General features: G+C 52.4%; 17 protein-coding genes. 5 read left to right on the top strand and 12 right to left on the bottom strand.

All coding sequences use genetic code 11. The features are described 5' to 3' along the window. Positions 1–27: 27 nt before the first annotated feature. A complete protein-coding gene (locus tag DWB84_RS03990) occupies positions 28–606 on the top strand; it encodes a GspH/FimT family protein (RefSeq protein ID WP_187408444.1) in 579 nt (192 codons plus the stop codon). Here the strand turns inward: DWB84_RS03990 and DWB84_RS03985 are convergent. The 9 genes from DWB84_RS03985 to DWB84_RS03945 form a co-directional block, all read right to left on the bottom strand. Beyond that, the gene (locus DWB84_RS03985; protein ID WP_187408443.1) at positions 603–1,022 is read right to left on the bottom strand and encodes a type IV pilin protein; all 420 of its coding nucleotides are present in this window, start codon (positions 1,020–1,022) and stop codon (positions 603–605) included. The two genes, DWB84_RS03990 and DWB84_RS03985, sit on opposite strands and share 4 nt — an antisense overlap. Positions 1,023–1,030: 8 nt before the next feature. Continuing rightward, positions 1,031–5,890: a pilus assembly protein gene (locus DWB84_RS03980; RefSeq protein WP_187408442.1), complete on the bottom strand. Its 4,860-nt coding sequence runs from the start codon at positions 5,888–5,890 to the stop codon at positions 1,031–1,033. A gap of 16 nt (positions 5,891–5,906) precedes the next feature. Then, positions 5,907–6,560, bottom strand: a complete 654-nt coding sequence (locus tag DWB84_RS03975; RefSeq protein WP_187408441.1) for a PilX N-terminal domain-containing pilus assembly protein — start codon at positions 6,558–6,560, stop codon at positions 5,907–5,909. A 2-nt stretch (positions 6,561–6,562) separates the two neighbouring features. Then, a complete protein-coding gene (locus DWB84_RS03970) occupies positions 6,563–7,663 on the bottom strand; it encodes a PilW family protein (protein ID WP_187408440.1) in 1,101 nt (366 codons plus the stop codon). Beyond that, positions 7,663–8,139 (bottom strand): type IV pilus modification protein PilV, encoded by a 477-nt coding sequence (pilV, locus tag DWB84_RS03965; protein ID WP_187408439.1) that lies wholly within the window; start codon positions 8,137–8,139, stop codon positions 7,663–7,665. Before pilV ends, DWB84_RS03970 begins: the two co-directional genes overlap by 1 nt. Before the next feature lie 10 nt (positions 8,140–8,149). Beyond that, positions 8,150–8,713, bottom strand: coding sequence for a GspH/FimT family pseudopilin (locus tag DWB84_RS03960; RefSeq protein ID WP_187408438.1), 564 nt, complete (start codon positions 8,711–8,713; stop codon positions 8,150–8,152). A 318-nt stretch (positions 8,714–9,031) separates the two neighbouring features. Next, positions 9,032–10,300 (bottom strand): valine--pyruvate transaminase, encoded by a 1,269-nt coding sequence (locus DWB84_RS03955; RefSeq protein ID WP_187408437.1) that lies wholly within the window; start codon positions 10,298–10,300, stop codon positions 9,032–9,034. A gap of 68 nt (positions 10,301–10,368) precedes the next feature. Further along, positions 10,369–10,734: a response regulator gene (locus DWB84_RS03950; RefSeq protein WP_187408436.1), complete on the bottom strand. Its 366-nt coding sequence runs from the start codon at positions 10,732–10,734 to the stop codon at positions 10,369–10,371. A gap of 121 nt (positions 10,735–10,855) precedes the next feature. Beyond that, on the bottom strand, positions 10,856–12,175 hold the full coding sequence (locus DWB84_RS03945; protein WP_187408435.1) for a YihY family inner membrane protein: 1,320 nt from the start codon (positions 12,173–12,175) through the stop codon (positions 10,856–10,858). Positions 12,176–12,353: 178 nt separating this feature from the next. On the opposite strand from DWB84_RS03945, the gene arsC reads away from it, so the two are divergent. Genes arsC through sppA form a run of 4 tightly spaced genes read left to right on the top strand, consistent with a single transcriptional unit; the run spans position 12,354 to position 15,543 of the window. After that, complete coding sequence (arsC, locus tag DWB84_RS03940; protein WP_187408434.1) at positions 12,354–12,710, top strand: arsenate reductase (glutaredoxin); 357 nt, start codon at positions 12,354–12,356, stop codon at positions 12,708–12,710. Between the two features lie 2 nt (positions 12,711–12,712). After that, positions 12,713–13,315, top strand: a complete 603-nt coding sequence (gene wrbA / locus DWB84_RS03935; protein WP_187408433.1) for an NAD(P)H:quinone oxidoreductase — start codon at positions 12,713–12,715, stop codon at positions 13,313–13,315. Next, positions 13,308–13,688 (top strand): DUF2069 domain-containing protein, encoded by a 381-nt coding sequence (locus DWB84_RS03930; protein ID WP_187408432.1) that lies wholly within the window; start codon positions 13,308–13,310, stop codon positions 13,686–13,688. The genes wrbA and DWB84_RS03930 overlap by 8 nt, the downstream gene beginning before the upstream one ends. After that, positions 13,672–15,543, top strand: a complete 1,872-nt coding sequence (gene sppA, locus DWB84_RS03925) for a signal peptide peptidase SppA (protein ID WP_187408431.1) — start codon at positions 13,672–13,674, stop codon at positions 15,541–15,543. The genes DWB84_RS03930 and sppA overlap by 17 nt, the downstream gene beginning before the upstream one ends. Positions 15,544–15,576: 33 nt before the next feature. Here the strand turns inward: sppA and DWB84_RS03920 are convergent, their stop codons facing one another. Genes DWB84_RS03920 through DWB84_RS03910 form a run of 3 tightly spaced genes read right to left on the bottom strand, consistent with a single transcriptional unit; the run spans position 15,577 to position 19,281 of the window. After that, complete coding sequence (locus DWB84_RS03920; RefSeq protein WP_187408430.1) at positions 15,577–15,912, bottom strand: YqcC family protein; 336 nt, start codon at positions 15,910–15,912, stop codon at positions 15,577–15,579. After that, positions 15,905–18,028: an ATP-dependent DNA helicase DinG gene (gene dinG, locus DWB84_RS03915; RefSeq protein ID WP_187408429.1), complete on the bottom strand. Its 2,124-nt coding sequence runs from the start codon at positions 18,026–18,028 to the stop codon at positions 15,905–15,907. The genes DWB84_RS03920 and dinG overlap by 8 nt, the downstream gene beginning before the upstream one ends. Before the next feature lie 2 nt (positions 18,029–18,030). Continuing rightward, positions 18,031–19,281, bottom strand: a complete 1,251-nt coding sequence (locus DWB84_RS03910) for a 1-acyl-sn-glycerol-3-phosphate acyltransferase (protein WP_187408428.1) — start codon at positions 19,279–19,281, stop codon at positions 18,031–18,033. Positions 19,282–19,473: the final 192 nt, after the last annotated feature.

The following is a 19,473-nucleotide window of genomic DNA, read 5'->3' as shown; positions in this document are numbered from 1 at the left end:
CAGGAGTTTACTTGCCATGGAGGGCATATGAAAAAGGACAAAGGCACCACTGTCTTCGAAGTACTTGTTACCATCGCTTTGGCAGCGCTTCTACTCGGAGCTGCCGCTCCCAATCTGCGCAGCTACAAACTCAAGCAGGAATCCGATACTGCCGCCCGGGAAATTCTCCGCCACTTGACTAAAGCACGCGAATTAGCTGTATTTTCCGGCAAAGAAGTTCTGTTCTGCGGTGTCGATGACAACATGAAATGCACCCGCGACAAGATCAAAAAGTTTGTTGTATTCGTCGACGAAAATGGCGATCGAAAAGTCAATCAAAAGGAAAAAATCGAATTTGAATTGGCTGCGGAATTTGACGGCTCGTTACATTTGCGAGCCTCCAGCAGAGCGGGTTTTATCCGGTACCACAACGATGGCAGAGCGCATCCCTACGGAAGCTTTTACCTCTGCCCGAAAAAAGAAGATAAATATTTAATTCGCCGCATCAGCGCCAATATGTCTGGCCGAAGCTACGTCGCCCGACCGTTGGAAAATGGCTTGGTAGCACACGTCGACAAAAAGCCAATTAATTGCAACGCCCTACCCGAGGACGAACCGGATCTCTAGGACTCCCAACATTTATCCGTGGTATCACGATTATCGCGACTCACCGCACGTTTAACGCCGAGATTATTGATCGACATTTTTTCGCAGTCGCGATCGTCAGTCTGCTCACCTTGCGCCACTGCTGTCACGGTAAAACAGCTGGTATTGCCGCAGGGATCCTGAGTAATTTGCAGCACATAATAATCGCCAGCCGCATCTGCGCCGCCAACCTGGTCGATACTGCGGGCATATTCCGACATACGAACGAACCAGCGCTCCTGCAAACCAACCACGGTATACAGTGCCTGCTGGGCGATGGTGCGTCGTTCCTGCACCACCGCTTCCGCATAATTTTTAAAAATGATGGCAATTAACAGCGCGATTGTCAGTGCCACTAATACAAATTCAATCAGCGAGAATCCACTTTGTCTCTTCATGCGGCCATTTACCGATTGATAATCACTTCTCGCCAAGATTCTCGCTGTCCTTGAGTTGCGCCATTCTCAATAACATTGGTTGAAAGTTCCCCTGTAGAGGTTTGCACCACCGCAACCTTTTTACCGTCACCGCGTTGATGTATTGCCGGTGATGAGGGACTGCCGAGACCAAGGTTATCGCTCAATTTCACCTCTTCCGCTCCATCTTCATTGACTGAGCTGGAGTCAGTTCCGAGCGGCGCGAAGGCTCCCGGAATACCCGCTTGCAAATGCGGCGCATTGAGGAATCCCAACCCTTCCGGCTGACATTTCATGCCACTGGGTTGATATTCCGTAAATACCAGAGACTGATCCGATACTACTGCCTGAGTCACATTGCGTGAGCGCAGGCGATCGAAATCAAAATACCAACCATGGTTTCTCTGTACCGCATTGTAGACATCCATGAAGGTTTTAGCCGGTTGAGCAGAACCCTTCAAAATAATATCTGTGCCGGGTTTTTCCCGTGAATCCACGCTGCCATCGGTAAATACCCGAATATCAGTGGTGTTGATCAAATCCGCTTTTTTCACCACATCATTTACAACCTTGCCATTCTTTTGCGGCTCTTTGATGCCGTAATAAGATTGCTGCGCGGTAGTGAAATTATCCTCCACTACATAAAAACGCCCGGTACCGGAATAAACCCAATATTCTCCCATGCGATCGCGCACGGTCAGAGGCGTCGCGCTGAAAGGTTGCGCAGTTTCATCCAGCACTTCACCAATCGTCAGCGTCAATGAGCCATCTGTGTCTTGCACGAGGCCACGCATTAATTTGCCGCTTGCATTGCTGACATTCCCGGACACCAAACCAAAATAAATGGCGTCGTCGATATAGTCGCGGGTCCAGTCAACTGAATGAATACCCCCAATAAAACTGGATTTTTCATCAGTGTCTTTAACAGTCAGCTCTTTTTTGGCCAAGTCGTAAATAAAGAGCTTGGCAGTTTTGTCACTGACAGCTGATGTCAGTGCTTGTTGTCGACCAGCTGCAGTAGAGCCAGCAGGACCGGAGCCAAAAACGAGATACCATTTATTCAAGCTCGGGTTTAAATAAGAGCCAGTCGAAGAGCTGCCAGCGCGCATTTTGATGAGCGCAGGTTCCGCCACGGTGAAGCCCAAATCCGGATGGGTAATTTCCGCAAGGACTTTAGGTGGCTGCTCCGGATCCGTGATGTCGAGAACCACATACGAAGAGCGCAAAGTAATATCGTTGCTCGGATCGTTATCTGCATCATTTTCAGGATCTAGCGTGTAATCGCCGCCACCAAAACGCAGACCTGCCACCAAAATAGTTCCCCAACCTTTCGGATGCGTTGCATCATTCGGGAAAATATTGACGTCATAGCTTTTTACGGTGCCATCGACGAAGAATACGTGCGGATAATCAGGCTTGGTCAGCCACTGCAAATGCGGCAGCACATTGTAGGGAATATAAGACCACAGCTCCGCACCCAGTGCGTGTTTGGTTTCACCAGAACGACTCAATTCATAGCTGAAGGTCGACGCGTTATAAAACCCACCATTGAACGCGTGCAACATGCCATCGTTTGCGCCGACATAAACCACCTGCCGGCGGTTTTGATATTTTTGGCGGAATTCACGATAGGTTTCATCGCCAAACGCCAAATCATAACCACTGGAAGGACGACCGACGGCCAGTGGAGAAGAATTCACAATGTCACCGAGCAGAACAGGTTCAAGCTTGCCATCGCCGTCCACATCGATGCGGCGATTGCGATATCCGGAAATATCTTCACCGCGAACATATTTGACGATTTTTTCCGCATCACTCGCATTGGCGCTTTTCAGCCCTAACAGGCGGTAATACTGATTTTCGCCATTGTCGGCGAATGTCTCAGGAACAAAAGCAAAGGTTTCATCAAATTCCGACTTCATACCAATCTGACCATCGCCATCAAGGTCGATACTCGTGAAGATGTAACGACCACTGTTCGCGATATCGGAATATTTTGCTCTTTGCGTAACGTAATCCGTGACTTTGCCTAATTCATCACGGGCGCTCCAGATGGGTTTGATGTCGAGTACATCGACAGGCGCTCCAATAGCTTCGCCTTGAGAACCATCCGCCATTGCGGAATAACGTTGCACCTGAGTTTTTTGGCTGACCGGGTTATAGAAAATATCGACGATATTATCTTCAACAGTCAGCTTTCCTTTTGGCTCAGCATTGTCTTCGCGAATAAAACCGTAGGTATCGATAAACAGTGCATTGAGTGTACCCACCCAATCCACCGCATCTACACCATTGGCCGCACTGAAACGCGGATTGTAAAGGGCTTGATAAATCGCCCCTTCACCGGTTCCGGTATTCGCAACCACTGCAGCTGATGTTCCAGATGCTGTGCGATCCAGAATTGATACCAGAATATTGGTCAGTTGATTTTTCAATTGGTTGGGACTGGTAGCATAGAAATAAGTATCCGGTTGACCGTCCGAACCACTTTCGCCGGTTATGTTATTGCGCTGATCCCATTCTTTGGCGAGATTGGGCTTACCATCGCCATCGATATCAACAAAACCGCCCCACTTCGCCGCGTAATACAGCGGCTGTTCCAACAATTTGACAATGGAAGAACCGACTGTTGATGTACCGAGAGTAAATGTTTTGCTTTTTGCGGAATCACCCTCTTGGCAGTTAGTACAGCCGTAACCGCTGTAGCCATTGACCCCCGAAAGACTGTGGAAACCATCGTTGGTAGTACCGGCAACAATAAATCCAAACCCCATTTTATAGGGCGTTGAAGACTCAAATACGTCTGTGGTGATTTTCAGTTGAGTCGATGTTAACTCGTAGGTCAGGACACCGGACACATCCTGGTCATAGTCACCGCCCTGCTCACTATCTTCCCAGTTTACATAGAACTTACCGGTCAATTTTTCTGGTGTGACAGATTGCGAAACCACTTTAAAGTCCACCAGACCGCAATTGCCACCGATTTCAGAATTGCGGCAGGCAGGCAAAATTGAAACGCGTTTGCCACCGGGCGCCGTCAGAGCCACATTTGGTAACGCGGGCGCCAGGGTCACACCATAAGTCGTAACCGATTGTTTATCGTCAATATCAGGGCGCAAATCTGCTGTATTGGCGTGATAAGCAAGCCCTGCAGCGAGATAAGAACCACTAAGGCGCGGTGCATCAGGGCAAGTACCTGTTACTAAACCGAGATCGGTGACTTGTTTCGCGGTACAAAGCTGATTGGCATTGTCTCCAGTGCCACCATTTGTTCCGACGAAATAGTATTGATCGGTAATTCCCTCACCATCGCCGACGATCTTGGTAAGTTGGCGCGCTGTTTTATTGGTATTCAAATCGCTGACGCCATCCAATTGATCGTTATCGTAGGAAACCGTACTGGCATTAAATGCGATAACGTTGAGGCTGGCACATGCTGTATCTGCATTTTGTGGATTTTTCCAGGATGTCTGCCGAGTCAGACCTGAAATCAGAGAGCTGTCGTCCGCATCAAACGAGCTATTCGGTCCTTTGCCGGCAAAATAGCGGTAGCATTCCAGCAGAATTTCGGTAAACGGGTTGCCCCAGTTGGTACACTCGCCGTCTTTGAAACTGTTTTTACCCCATGCGCACTTGTCGGTGGAGTTATAGGATCCGTCATCGTTTCCTGACGACTTGTCTTTACCGAATCGGTAATTCGCCAAGCGCAATTTGTCGATTGTATTGATAATGCCACCAGTGGCCGGCGCACTTTTAAAGGTTCCGTCGGTTGTTGTGTTGATTTCATCCGTAATAAAACCAATATTTTTGCGCAATACACCGCCAGATTTGTTTTTCTTATAGGAGCCAGTCAACAGCCCCCACATAACCGATTGGTTGTCACCAAAGCGCTGCAAAATGCCTATGGGTTTGTAATTGCCGTTTGGATATTGTTTGCAATCTTCACCACCGACCAAACCATCCACGCACACGGACACCCGCACCACATAATCCGGCACAGTAGTGCCATCTGCCTCTTTCATTCGATCATTGGTTGATGGATTCGAACTCTTTGCCCGCAATCCTGTAACCGAATATTGGTTGCTATTGGTCGCGGATTGCTCCTCGGAGTACAAGCACTGGTAACGTTCGTTGGCAGCCCACAGCGAATAATTTCCCTTCACCACACGCGCCAACGGCGGTTTGGTGGAACTTTGCGAGATAACACCACCAGCACTGGATTCTCGCGTTGTATTACAAATAGTAATGCCGCTGGTATCGGTATCCATTCCAGTCGTAGCTGTACCAAAAGGCGTTAATTTGTTCAGATCCGTACCGTTGTAATATTTGGCAAAACTGTGGGCGTCATTCGGCAAAAATGAACGCTCCAAAACCGTCGCGCTATCTGAATCTATCGAACGATATCCGCCATAGAGAACTTTGCGCACTTCATCGATGCGCGTCATGGTCGCCCAGTTGAGGAAGTTTCCACTCCACTGATTGTGGGTAGTTTTATTGCAATACCTGTTATTTGTCAGTGCAACAGGGACAAAAAGCTTGTTGGTCGTATCGTAGACGTAACATTTGTTGCTATCGAAATAACCAACGTATTCAATGCTGTTTTTATAGGTGGTGTCGGCATAGCCGTCACCATCCAGATCGTCGTAATCGGTATAGGCTTTATAAAACAACTGATGATCGTTGGACATGGCCAACATCACCATGGGTGTAGCGCTTTCCGCCAGCAGAGGTGGCACTGAAGCGTAATCCGCAATGGTTTGTGCACTTGCCATCATAGGCGAGACAACACCCAACCCTACGCTGAACGCAATAAATTTTCGAGCTGCATCCAATAATTTTCTTTTTTTCATAAACTGCACCTCGGCCTCAGAACCCGTTCAATACTTTGTATGTGGATTGCAAAGCTACCGACGCCCTGCCGCCATTGCCTTGCGCCAATGCCGTAATTCGGAATAAAGGCGCTCCGTTGTTCCAGGTCAGTGAATCCGCTTCATCAAAAGGAGTATCGGCGTCCCGCGGAACAAAACACAAAAATTCCACTATGTATTTCACATCGGTTTTCAAATTATCAATTTTGACAGTTTTGTAGCGACCTTCTGTTTCCCACACTTTCAATGTCGCATCACTCCAGAAATCGACTCGACGTTCGGAAGAATCCGCCACCTGACAATCAATTTCGGTATCCGTCGCCAGATAATTGCCCGCAAAACACAAACCATCATTGCAGGTTTCGTTGTAACACCCGGACCCGCTGCAGGTTGAAAATAATTTTTCTCTGTTGGGAGGACTATTAGCCAGATTGCTTTCCACAATCACCAACGCGGCTTCCGCTGCCTCGAACGCTACACCTCTATCGCGCTGACTCGCCGCCAATTTCAGATCGGTATTGGATGATTTCATGCTGGTCACGCCGAGCAGCGTTACCACGGCCAGAATAATCAAGCTTACAATTAATGCAGTGCCGGATTGTTTACCTCTGCCAACATGCACGATATTTGGTTTTTGTTGCAGCCAACACATGATCACCCCCTATTGCGAATGCGGACCGTGGAGTTGACGACTTGCCGCATATAGCGATCTTTGTATTCGGTATCAGCCAAAACTCTGGTTTCTTCCGTGTTGAGAACCGGCATTTGCGAGCGGAAAACCAAGCTGAGTTTCACACTGATCACTTTGTCCCATTCGGCATCATTGGCAATCTCACTGGCTTTGCGCAATTGATCCACATTGCCGTCGTTGTTGGTATCGAGACCGTAGAGAATTTCCATATCTTCAACGCCCAATGCAATTTCTTCAGCAGCTGTGCCTGGCGCTCCATTTGCGTTAAACACTTGGCGAAATAACGCTGGCATTCCCGGCACCATAGTGGATTCACCGACATAATAAGCGTGCGCAACAAATTCCATCACTTTTGAACCAGGGCCATACTCTCCTGTAGCTATATTGGCCGTGCCGCATGAGGTCGCAGTACAGCTGGCATCACAGACAAAATCTCCGCGAATAAGCTTGGTGCAATTACCTGCACCCATATCGTGAATAATTTGATTAGAAGGCAAACCGCTTGGGCCACTGACCTGAAAGAGACCGACATTTCTGCAATTTCCATCTGCGATCATCAAAGTGCTGCCAGGGGCATAATTGTGATTTTCCCAAAGTTGTATGGTGGCCGAAGTTGGCACGTGACTTTTGACATCCAACTCGCCAGCATCTGCGGCACGACGGATCAAAATTCCGTCGGTTCCAGCTTTAACCAAATCTTTAAAATCTGCGGGAAAATCGTCGGTGTTGGTTTCGCCTTCAAATCCTTTGATGCCGTAAAGAGAAATATAACCACCTGCATCATCTTTAACGGAGTTTGCAAGCTGTACAGAATTTTTTGTAGCGCAGCCAAGATAGCCCGCCATGCGAATATCTTTACTCACCAAATCCAACGCATAACGCGCATTGGCTTGAATAAAAGACACTTCATCCTGGTCGAGAAAATTGCGTTTGCTTGATACGACAACTTGAACAGAGCCGGCGATCACCGCCATACCTATAACCAGCGATACCAACAGTTCAACTACCGAAAGACCGTTTTGGCATCTCCGTGACCGGTTGCCATAGCAGGAGATACTCATCATTAAATCTCCGTCATCAAGACATATTCACTCAATTCCGGCGTCCCGTCCTTTTTGGTTGAGCTGCGGGAATCGTCGAACTGAACCGTAATCGCATAAAAATCACCGACGCGCTGCACCGATGCTTTGCCGGATACCAGAGTGCTGGTCACGTTGTCGCGCCATTGTTTCAAATTGAAATTGCGCAATTCGGCAGGAGAGCAAGTGACACTGGTGTCATTGCAATTTTTACTGGCGGTGGGAGCAGCTTCTTCCAGGCCAATTAAATAGGTATTGGCAATACCAGGACTGGAACGCATGTGCTCGAGAATTTCGTTGGCGAGATAAACCGCCTGCGTGTAGTAATAAGCGCTTTGATTGAACTGCATGGATTTGACTTGCATGGACAATACGCCCAGCATTCCCACCGCAAGTACAAACAATGCAACGACAACTTCAACCAGAGAGGAACCGACTTCATTACGGCGTAAACGGTTCATAAATCACCTATCACACTTGGGGGCAGGAAAAATCCGCATCCTCGGAATTTTTACCAATCCGCACTCGTCCGCTGCGTTCGACAAATATGGCTTCTTTTCCAGCCAGACTGCTGGAATCGCAATTCAACGCCATCAAGCGCTGTTGCGCTGCATTAAATCCGCGATTGTCAAAACGAATTTCCGCTACGCGACCAAAATTTTCATTCAAGACATGAAATGGAATGGAAACATCTTCGTTTTTGACTTGCAGAATGACTTCCTCGTCTTGCACAGCTTCACCGAGCTGTTTCGCCGCTCCTCCCTGATAGACCAACCAACCGTCGGTCCAGTCACCGCCGCAGGTTTTGCCATCCCGACTTGCGCAGACATAAGTGGCTTCTCCAGCACCAACCGCCCGTTCGCGCGCCAATGTCAAAGTCTCAGCGAATTTTTGCTGGATGCTCGCAGCAGCATGATGTTGTTTGTAATCCTGGATGAGCGGCATGCTCGCCATCGCCAGCACCCCACTTACAACCACCACTGAAAATACTTCCAACAGGGTGAAACCGCGCTGCTTGCTATTGGAACTGCTCATGGATGCCAACTCTCATTAGGTGTTCTGGGCTTACCCAAATCGGGTGTTCAGGCGCACCTCGCGCAAAAACGAAGCCCGCCAAATAACACTAGAGCAGCCTCACAGCACCCGACGGGCGCGAAAGACCAGCGGGCTAAAGTGGCGATAAGCGTGATAAGAAAGGTTTTTCCTAATAACCGAAGGAAATAAGGCGATTTTTGATAGAAAAGATTCTTAGGTCTTATTTGGCGCGAGGTAGATTGAGGCGACAGCCATAACTTAGAGCCTGGCTTGGTTTAGGGTTAATCAGAGGATTAGGAATGGCTTGTACCACTCCTATCAGCCGAACAAACGGCGCGCTTCCGCGGCAATGATCTGCGCAGCTTGCGCAAGAACTTCTTCCGGTTGGCAATAGGTCAAACGCAGGCATTGCCGCGCATGCGGCCAGCTCTTCTCCCAACCGAAGAAAAACGGTTCTCCCGCCATCACCAGCACGCCGAGTTTTTTCAGATTCTCGTAAAGCACTTGGCTGCTGACCGGCAGACCTTCAAACCAGAGCCATACAAAAAATGCCCCCTGAGGTTCGTGAATCCGGTATGGCAAGCCGTTGAGCGCTTTATCCAAAGCATCGACCAGAAAGTCGCGCTGGCCGCGGTAAAAATCCGGCAGAGTTGTGTGTCCGAGACGAGCCAGATCACCGCTGCGAATCAAGCGTTCCAACAAAGCTGGCCCGAGATTGCCATTGGCCAGACTCATAATGGTATTGGCGCGGGCCACCCAGTGAATAATGGGTTCATCCGCTATCACGATCGCGGTGCGCACGCCCGGCAGACCGAGTTTGGATAGACTCATTACATTGATCATGCCTGGACGCCAGGGATTTTCGCAGGCTTCGTACACCAATCCCGGGAATGGCGTGCCGTAGGCGATATCGACGATCAACGGAATATTCGCTGCGCGCGCTGCGGCGGCAAGTTTTTCCATTTCTGCGCTGGTCAATAAATTGCCGGAAGGATTGGTCGGGCGAGTGACGCACATAGAGCCGACGGTTGCGTCTATATCGAGGTGTTCCGCATCGAGTGCGTATTTAAAGCGATTCGGTTGCGTGAGCTTGAGAAGCGGTTTGCGCGCCTGAAAAAAATCGTGTTGCAAGCCTTGCGCGGAATATCCCAGATACTCTGGCACCAGCGGCAATAAAACCTGCCGCTGCCCGCCGTCAGATGTCTGTCCGGCAAAAAGGTTGAGCAAAATAAAAAACGCGAGCTGGCTGCCGCTGACCAGCGCAATATTCGCTGGCGAAACCCGCCAGCCACATTCCAGCGCAAAAAAATCCGCCAACGCCTGCAAGGTGGAATCCGCCCCCTGTGGTGCTGGATACACACCCAATAAATCACTGGTCGCTTTGGAATCCGCAGCGAGCGCCTGCAGATGCTTCTGAAAACATTGTTGCGCCTCGAGCACTTGCGCGGGGTTGCCACCACCGAGAAACAGGATATCCGGATTGCGGCTCAGAGCTTCACCCAGATCCTCCATCAGTTGCACGATCGGCGAGTCTTGTGCCAGAAGCTGGCCAAAATGGGAAAGGTTTCCCAAATGAGAAAGGTTCATAGTGCTTAACCGAGTGACGGGGCAGGCATCTTACCGAACGCCCTCTCCGCAAAAAAGGGAAGCAGGTATTAGAGCAGCCCAAACGCCAGAAGGGTTTCGCGCAGCTTGTCCTGATCTATAGGCTTTTTAATGAAGTCAATCGCACCGAGCTGCAACACTCGCTCGCGCGCAACGGGTTGGATATCGCCGGATATAACAATGACAACGGTTTTGAGGTCTTCTTTGCGGATGGCATCCAGCACGCTAAAACCGTCCATTTCCGGCATTGTGAGATCCAGAAAGACGATTTCACCCTTGCCCTGCCGAATAGCTGCCAGCGCCTCTACCCCATTGCTGGCGTAAGTAATGCTCACGTCCCAACTCTCTGGCAGCGACTTGGCAACCTGCTTGCGCGCCATGCTGGAGTCATCACATATCAGTAAAGGTATTGCCATAGAACGGGGGAAATCAGGACCGCTGTGATACTGCTTAGTATAGACGGAGAAACAAACTTGGCCGGATTATTACAAATCTTTGCGCTGTCACCAGTACCCAGCAGTTTAACAATCGTCCGCGCTAAGGTTTGCCCGGTGGCAGCAGCAACTCGGGGTGTTCCGAATCGCTCTGAGGTTGAGTTTCTTCCGACGACTTCGCCGCAACCATCAAATCCTCCAGTGACCGTCCCAGAATACGCTGTGCCTCATCAACCAGTTCGCGACTGAGCTGCAGGTAGGGTTCGCGCCAGTTTCCAAGGGCATACTTGGAGGGCATGGCCTGCAGATCCTGCAAACTGATCTTCAATACACTCGCCAAATCCCAAAGCGTCAAATCGCGCAGATCGCGGATCAGCACATAGCGGCCATTGGCGGTTTGGGAGAGCCAGTGGGCTTTTTCCAGGCTTGTGCGCAGGCGCTGCCAATGTACTACCCCTATTCCCATGCGGTAACAATCACCATCCGATACCGTACGCCCGGAACGGCAGCGTTCGCGCAATAGCTCCAAACACATAAGCGCCGCGAACATGTCGCTGAGCTTGTTCTCCTGCACCACATAACTGCGCTCCGCCAGAGTGCGGACCAGAATCGCTCCGGCGAGCACCACCGTCCACGCCAGATTGATCCACAATAGAAAAAGCGGCACTGCGGCAAAAGCGCCATAGACGATTTGGATCGACGACCTCACCACCACTTCACTGAAAACGTCTTTCAATATTTGAAACGCCAGGGCGGTAGTGAATCCACCGATCAGCGCATGGCGAAAAGGCACCCGACAATTGGGGACAGCAGCAAACAGCAAAGCAAAACCAATAACCGTCAGACAAAACGGCAATACACTGAATATGACCGAGCTGACGCCAAGTGTGTCCCACTTGTTGAACACCAGTTTCAGGGATAACACATAAGTACTGATGGCAAGGCCGACACCGAGCAGCAACGGACCAATGCTCAGCACCGCCCAGTACAACAGGAAGCTGGTAAAACCTTTGCGCGGTCGCGCAACTCCCCAGATGTTGTTGAACGTCTTTTCGATGCTGGTCAGCATCCAGTAGGCGGTAACCACCAGCATCCCTACCCCCACCCCGGTCAGCGAGCGCGCATGGGCGGAGAATTCCGTGAGATAGCTCTGCAGTTCCCGGCCGCTCTCCGGAATGAAATGCACAAACAAAACACTCTGCAGCTTTTCCGCCACACCATCGAATGCCGGAATCAAGGAAAACACCGCGTAAACCACTGTCATCAGCGGCACCAGGGCAAACAAGGTAAGATAAGTCAATGCGGCGGCACTTTTGGAGCAGTCGTGCGCAACATAGTCGGTGGAGAGGTTGCGGAAAAATCGCCCGACGGTATACAGAGGGCGACGCCATTTCAGTGGAATCAGATCGGTTATCGCAGGCATGACTCATCCAAAGTTCTGGATCGGATGTCGTTAACATGCGAATTAAATGCGCAGCATGTCGGAGACGTCCGATCGTCTTTTTATTTGATATCGGCGAAGTCCAAATTCCCGCTGCCCACAAAATTTATCCGGGCTAGAATGTGGCCTTTCTTATTAACTTAGACGTTCTATAGATCTCATGGCCGAAACCGTCACGATTTATCATAACCCACGTTGCAGCAAGTCGCGTGAAACCCTGGCGCTTCTGGAAGCCAATGGCGTAACCCCTAAGATAGTTCTGTACCTGCAGACGCCACCGGACGCCAGCACACTGAAAACCCTCCTCAAAACCCTGAAACTCACTGCCCGCGACCTATTGCGCACTAAGGAAGACGAGTACAAGGCACTCAAACTCGACAATCCCAAACTCAGCGAAGACGACCTGATCGCCGCTATGGTGAAGCACCCCAAATTGATCGAGCGCCCCATAGTGGTCAAAGGTCGTCGCGCAGTGCTCGGTCGCCCACCGGAAAACGTCCTGCAATTGTTGGGGTGAGCATGTCCTACATATTGGTGTTGTATTACAGCCTGCACGGCAGCACCCGCGAAATGGCGCGTCAAATCGCCCTCGGTGTTGAAAGTGTTGGAGTAGAAGCGCGTCTGCGCACTGTGCCCAAAGTATCGACTGTGTGCGAAGCGGTTGAAGAAGACATCCCGGCGTCGGGCGATGTTTATTGCAGCTCGGCCGACCTGCAAAACTGCATAGGTCTCGCCCTCGGCAGCCCTACCCGCTTTGGCAATATGGCCGCACCCATGAAATATTTCTGGGACGGTACCGCCAGTCTCTGGGTGGGCGGACATCTCGTTAATAAACCCGCGACCGTGTTCACTTCGACTGCGTCTATGCACGGGGGGCAGGAATCGACCCTGCTCTCCATGATGCTGCCGCTGCTCCACCACGGCATGGTCATCGCCGGCCTGCCCTATACCGAAGCCGGTCTGCACCATACTAAAAGCGGTGGCACACCCTACGGTGCTTCGCATACAGCGGGAGCGAAAAGCGACCCCACTCTGACCGACGACGAAATCCGCCTGTGCTTTGCCCAGGGAAAACGTCTGGCGCAGCTGGCGCTGAGTTTGCGGAGCGGCGTTAATGGCTGATCAAACCCGTCTGCCGTTGCTGCGGCATCTCACACTCGCCGGATTGGCGGTATTGCTACTGTCGCTTTCCCTCTGGCAATTCGTTCGTCCAGGCGGAAGCCACATTGTGCTCTGGGCGATTCAGGTTCTCCCACTGGGGATTTTTATTCCCGGCTTGATCCGCAACAAACCGCGAGTCTATATCGGCTTTTGTTTTGTGCTGTTGCTGTATTTCATCAAGGGAGTGGAAGGCGTGTTCCATCCGGCGCGCGCCTGGATTGATTATCTGCTGCTTTTCTTCAGCGTATTCCTGTTTATCACTGCCATGCTCACCAGCCGCTGGCTGCAACAACATTCTTCATCCACGGAAACATCTCATGCCGAGTCACCGTAGACACCACTCGCCTATAGTGCGGCTGGCCAAATTGGTTTGGCGCAGTTTGAATTGGGTGCGCACCGCAGTACTCAATGTTTTGACCCTGATTATTCTGATTGCTGTGCTGCTGGCGATTTTCGGATCGCGCGGACCTGAGCTGCCGGAACAAGCCCCTCTGCTGGTCAGTCCATCGGGCATATTGGTTGATCAGCTTTCCTACACATCGCCTTCCGCCCGCTTATTAAGCTTTGGCAATGAAGGTCCTGCGGAAACTGTTGTGTGGGAACTGGTGGATACCATCGACCGCGCCGCGCAGGATTCCCGCGTGAGCGCGCTTTTGTTACAGCTCGACAACCTGCAAGGCGGCGGTCTGAGCAAACTGCAGGAAGTTGGCCAAGCACTTGAACGCTTCCGCGCCCAAGGCAAACCCATTATTGCTCTGGCCGATAGCTATTCGCAGGAACAATACTTTCTCGCCAGCTACGCTGACGAAATCCATATGAACGAGTTGGGAGCGCTGTTCCTGACCGGGTTTGGCCTGTACCGCAATTACTACAAGGATGTGCTCGACAAGCTGGCAGTGAATTTCCACATCTTTAAAGTTGGCGACTACAAGGACTTCGTTGAGCCTTATGTGCGCAATGAAATGTCCAGCGCCTCGCGCGAGCACAACCGCCAATGGCTGGAAGCTCTGTGGCAGGAATACACCGAGCAGGTGGAAAAGCAGCGCCAGCTGGAGCCCGGTACCCTCACCCGCTTCATCAACGATATGTCCGAGCATCTTCTGGCCACCCAGGGAGATACCGCGCAACTGGCTGTGCAACACGGTCTGGTGGATCGTGCCAGCTCGCGCCGGGAACTCACCCAAGCCCTGATCGAGCGCTTCGGCGCTGCGCCGGACAATCCGGAAAAACCGCTTTATATGGAACTGGCCGACTACAAAGGAAAACGCGTATGGCCACCGGTGGAGAAACAGAGCGGCAACATAGCGCTGATCGTCGCCAGCGGCACCATCATGGACGGACACCATCCGGAAGGCTCCATCGGCAGCGAATCACTTAGCGAGTTGATCCGCCAAGTGCGCCAGGACGAATCCCTGCAAGCGCTGGTATTGCGCATCGACAGCGGCGGCGGCAGCGCATTTGCATCCGAAGTGATTCGCCAGGAGCTGGAGCAAGTGCGCGAAGCGGGCAAAACGGTGGTGGTTTCCATGGGCAGTCTGGCGGCATCCGGCGGTTATTGGATGGCCATGGGCGCCGATGAAGTCTGGGCAACACCCACTACCCTTACCGGCTCCATAGGCGTATTCGGCTTGTTTCCAACGCTGGAACATAGTTTGGAAAAGCTCGGCATTCATACCGATGGCATTGGCACCACAGACCTCGCGGGCGCTATGCGGGTGGACAAATCAATGCCGGAAGAAGCCGTGCAAGTAATGCAGTTGAGCGTTGAACATATCTACAACCGCTTCCTGCGTGTCGTGGCCAAGAACCGCGAATCCGATCCTTCTGAGATTCACAAAGTCGCACAAGGACGGGTGTGGACAGGGCTCGCCGCACATGAGCTGGGACTGGTGGACAAAATCGGCTATCTCAACGATGCCATAGCCTCTGCAGCACAGCGCGCAGGATTGGAAGACTACAGTGTGAAACTGATTGAACGGGAGCTGACTCCACAAGAACAATTGGTGCGCGAATTATTCGGCGCGGATGCCGACGCGCTCTGGCAGAGCAAAATCACTCAATGGCTGGGACTGGACAAGGGATTATTGGCGCAGATCAGTTCCAACCTGCCGGAACCGCTAGCGCTGTTGCTGCGCGAGAAAATCCACACCACCTATGCGCTCTGTTTGGAGTGTTCCGCGTTTAAATAAAACCTGTCTTTTCCCTCTCCCTCCTGGAGAGGGTTAGGGTGAGGGCAAACCTGCAAACAGCTTGTCCAGCCGCTGCAACTGGATCAGCAGCGGCCTCATGCGCTCCATCTCTTCCTTGTAGACTTCTTCGGCCATAGGCGATATACCGCAGGCAGATGGCAGCGGCAGGCGCTCTTCCACCAGCATATGCATGCGCGGCAACAGAATGAACTGCAGCCACTGGTGAAATTGCAAAGTATCGATCGCAAAGGGCTGATCGCTGGCGAGAGCCTCTTCACTGGGTAATTCGTCTTCCCATAAACGCGCACGGCGCAGTTCACATTCGATATCGAGCAGAATCTCCCCGACGGAGATATGGCGATCAGTCATAGTCCAGCTCCAGGCGAAAGGGTGGCAGGGAATTCAAAATCGCCTTGCCGTAGCGTTTACTGATCAGCCGGCGATCCAACACTGTGACAACACCTGCGTCGTCTTCTGTCCGCAATAACCGTCCGCACGCCTGCACCAATTTGATGGCAGCGTCGGGTACGGCGATTTGCATAAAGGCGTTTCCGCCTTGAGCTTCGATCCACTCCGCCATGGCAGCTTCGACCGGGTCGTCCGGCACGGCGAAAGGAATCTTAGCAATAATCACATGTTCACAATAGCGGCCCGGCAAATCCAATCCTTCGGCAAAACTCGCCAGACCGAACAGCACACTTCCCTGCCCTGCGTCGACGCGATCTCGATGCGCTTTGATCAGAACCTGCTTGGATTCATTGCCCTGCATCAAAATTCGCTCGCGCAGTTCATCGTCCAGTTGTTCATGCACATCCAGCATCTGGCGGCGCGACGCGAACAGCACCAGTGACCCCTGAGTTGGATTCAACAAACGCGGCAACATACCGACTATGGCCTGGGTGTGCGCATCCACGAGGTTGCCATCCACCGCTGCCTTCGGCACCCGCAGCACGCCGCGGCTGGCAAAATCGAATGGACTCGGGACCACCTCATAAGTGGCATCGGCGGGAGTGCCAGCGCGCAACTTAAAGCGCTCGAAACTTCCTAACGCCGTCAAAGTGGCCGAGGTCGCCACCGCGCCACAGCACACCTGCCACAGATGTTGCGACAAGGTATGGGAGGCCAAAATCGGACTGGATACCACTTCAAAATCCACCGTATCTTCGTATTGAATCAACGAAATCCAACGGGCTATGGGCCATTTCGGGTCGGGCGTGCTGTCGGAATAACTTTTCCACAGATCCTGGTTCGCCTCCGCGCGGGAACACCAGCTCCCCAACAGCGGAAACACCGCTTCCAGTTCGTCCATGGGCACGGGCGAGTGGTCGCTCTCCAGCAGCTTGCTGACCTCGTTACACAACTTGTCCAGCAGACGATAAACCTCGCCGAAAGCGCTGGCCAGTTGTCGAGCAATTTCCTCCAGTGCGGGGGGAACCTGTCCCTGGGGAAAACGGTAGCGCGGTGTCGGCGCTGTGCGATCCATCTCCGCCATATAGGGCACCAGCAGCGGCTGCACCGTATCGAGCAGCTGGCGGGTGGTTTTCAACGCGCTTTCGACGGGTGCGGCGATCTGCATGATATGCACCGCGTCCGCCAGCGATTCCATCAGCCCCTTCCACTGTCCTTCACTCATACCGAGCCAGCGGCTGGTGGAGACCACGCGGGTGTGCGCGGAAAAATGGCTAAGCGCCTTGTCCGGCAAATGGTGGGCTTCGTCGAAGATATAGATGGTGTCCTGCGGCGACGGCAGAATCGCGCCGCCGCCGAGGGCGAGATCCGCCAACACCAGATCGTGATTGGCGACTATGCAGTCGAGATCGTCGAGAGAATCCCGCGCCTTAAAAAACGAACACTGGCGAACAAAGCTGCAGCGCCGGCCGGTGCACTGACGGTGATCGGTTGTGACACGGCTCCAAGCTGCCTGCGGCAGTTCTTCCGGCCAGCTGTCGCGATCGCCATCCCAACGATTGGTGGACAGCTGCTCCATCATGGATTGGTATAGGGTTTTGTCCTGCGGGGAAATGCCGCCGCTGACGTCGTCGTAGAGGAACAGCAGATCTTCGTGGCTTTCCGCCAGAATCCGGTCCAGTTTGCTGAGGCAGAGATAACGACCGCGCCCTTTGACGAGGCCGTATTCAAAGGCCAGACCGCTGTTCTGGCGCACGTCCGGCAGGTCTTTAAAAACGATCTGCTCCTGCAGTGCCACAGTTGCGGTGGACACCACCACCTTTTTGCCTAATGCCTGAGCGGCGGGAATGGCGGCGAGCAGGTAGGCAACGGTTTTACCGGTACCGGTTCCCGCCTCTACCACGCATATATGGCCATCGTTGGAACGCTTTTGCTCGTCATCCAAACGGATCGCCCCTAGGGTGCGGGCGATCGCGGCGATCATCAACTTCTGGCCGTAGCGGGGATTGAGTTGCTTGGTCTTGAGGAAGCGGGAGTAACTCGACTGTATCGCTTGCTTGACCGTATCTGGGAGCATCTCTAGGCCTGCGCCGCCGGACGATCATCCGACTCGGTAAAGTCGGACTCCTGCAGCGTATGGAGTTTGGTATATACCGGGTTGGCGTAGATGCGCAGCATCATGTCACGCCACTCAGGATCACAAGCTTCCAGGCGTGCCTTCAACATACGTCGCGCAGCGGACGCATCGATTTCCGCGAAAGGCACCCCCTTAACACCGACGATCACGTCAGGCGCTTTGCCTTCAATCATTTCGTAGGCCACGCAGTTGCTCGCGTGTAACACGTAGTTATCGATGATCGCGTCGTCCATCACGGCCACAGCCTCATCGACTGTAGTGATCGCAGGCGACAAGGGTTCACCGAACGCCAGATGCACACGCCCTTTAAAACCGGAAATGCCCTTGGCAATGGAACGCACGTCTTCGTGCTCACCTTTGACGTAGCGGCCGTCTCGTTTGAGGATAGTCAGCTCGCGCGCTTTATCCGCGTCGCAAGGGTCCCATTCATAGGAAATCGACACAGGCACAATATTCGCGCGACTCAAGTAATCGCCCAGGGTCTCGGTTTTGGCGCGCGACATCGCCAGCATGCTGATGATGGCGGGATTGGTCTTGTCCACACCGTCCTTTGCCCTGCCCTCGCGCTGGGCGATCCAGATATTGGCGTTGTCGTTGACCACCGAATGATGGATATAGGCCGACAACTTGCGCGCCGCACGCAGCTTTTCCTTAGGAGCAGTTGCGGAGCGGTTGACGATAAAACTTTTGTTCAAGCGCATCAGGTCGGATGCAAACGGCTTGGTCAGCAGATTGTCGCCTATGGCGATACGCAGGGTTTGGAAGCCGTTGTGGTAGAGCGTCCAGTTGACGAACGCCGGGTCCATGGCGATATCCCGATGGTTGCTGACAAAACAATAAGCGCGGCTTTGGGTGAGATATTCCAGACCTGAGACAGTCAATTCCGTCACCGTTCTATCCAACAGGCGGCGCATGTACTTTTCGATGCGCTGCTGAAAGTTATCAACCGTTGCAACGTCTGCGGTTTCATGGCGCAACGCCGCGCGCACCACCGGGCGCAGCAAGGGCGCGGCAAACTTGCTCAGCGTTGGAAACTTGAGGCGCGCCACTGTATCGACAAATTCGTTGTCGCCGATCAGGCGGGCGATGGTGGGGCGCACCTCGTTATCCTTGTAGGGGCGAATATCATCAAATTCGGACTGTGCCTCGGCAGACTGGGCCGCGGCCAGATGAGATTCGGTCAGAGAAGACATAAACAGCGTGACCCAGAAAAAATGACGGACAAAAATACAGAAAACAGCTGGTAATTTCCACTTACAGCCGGATTTGGATGGCCAGACGGCCCGAAACATTTGGCGCACAAATGAGAGTGTGAGTTGTGCTGCATCAGCCGACACCAAGCGTGTGCTATAGTCGACAAAGGGCCTTTGTCGAAGCGTTAGACC

It is taken from the genome of Saccharophagus sp. K07 (assembly GCF_014336955.1).
GTDB lineage: Bacteria > Pseudomonadota > Gammaproteobacteria > Pseudomonadales > Cellvibrionaceae > UBA5868.
Note: the sequence above shows the minus strand (reverse complement) of the source record. Positions and strands in the feature narration are given on the sequence as shown.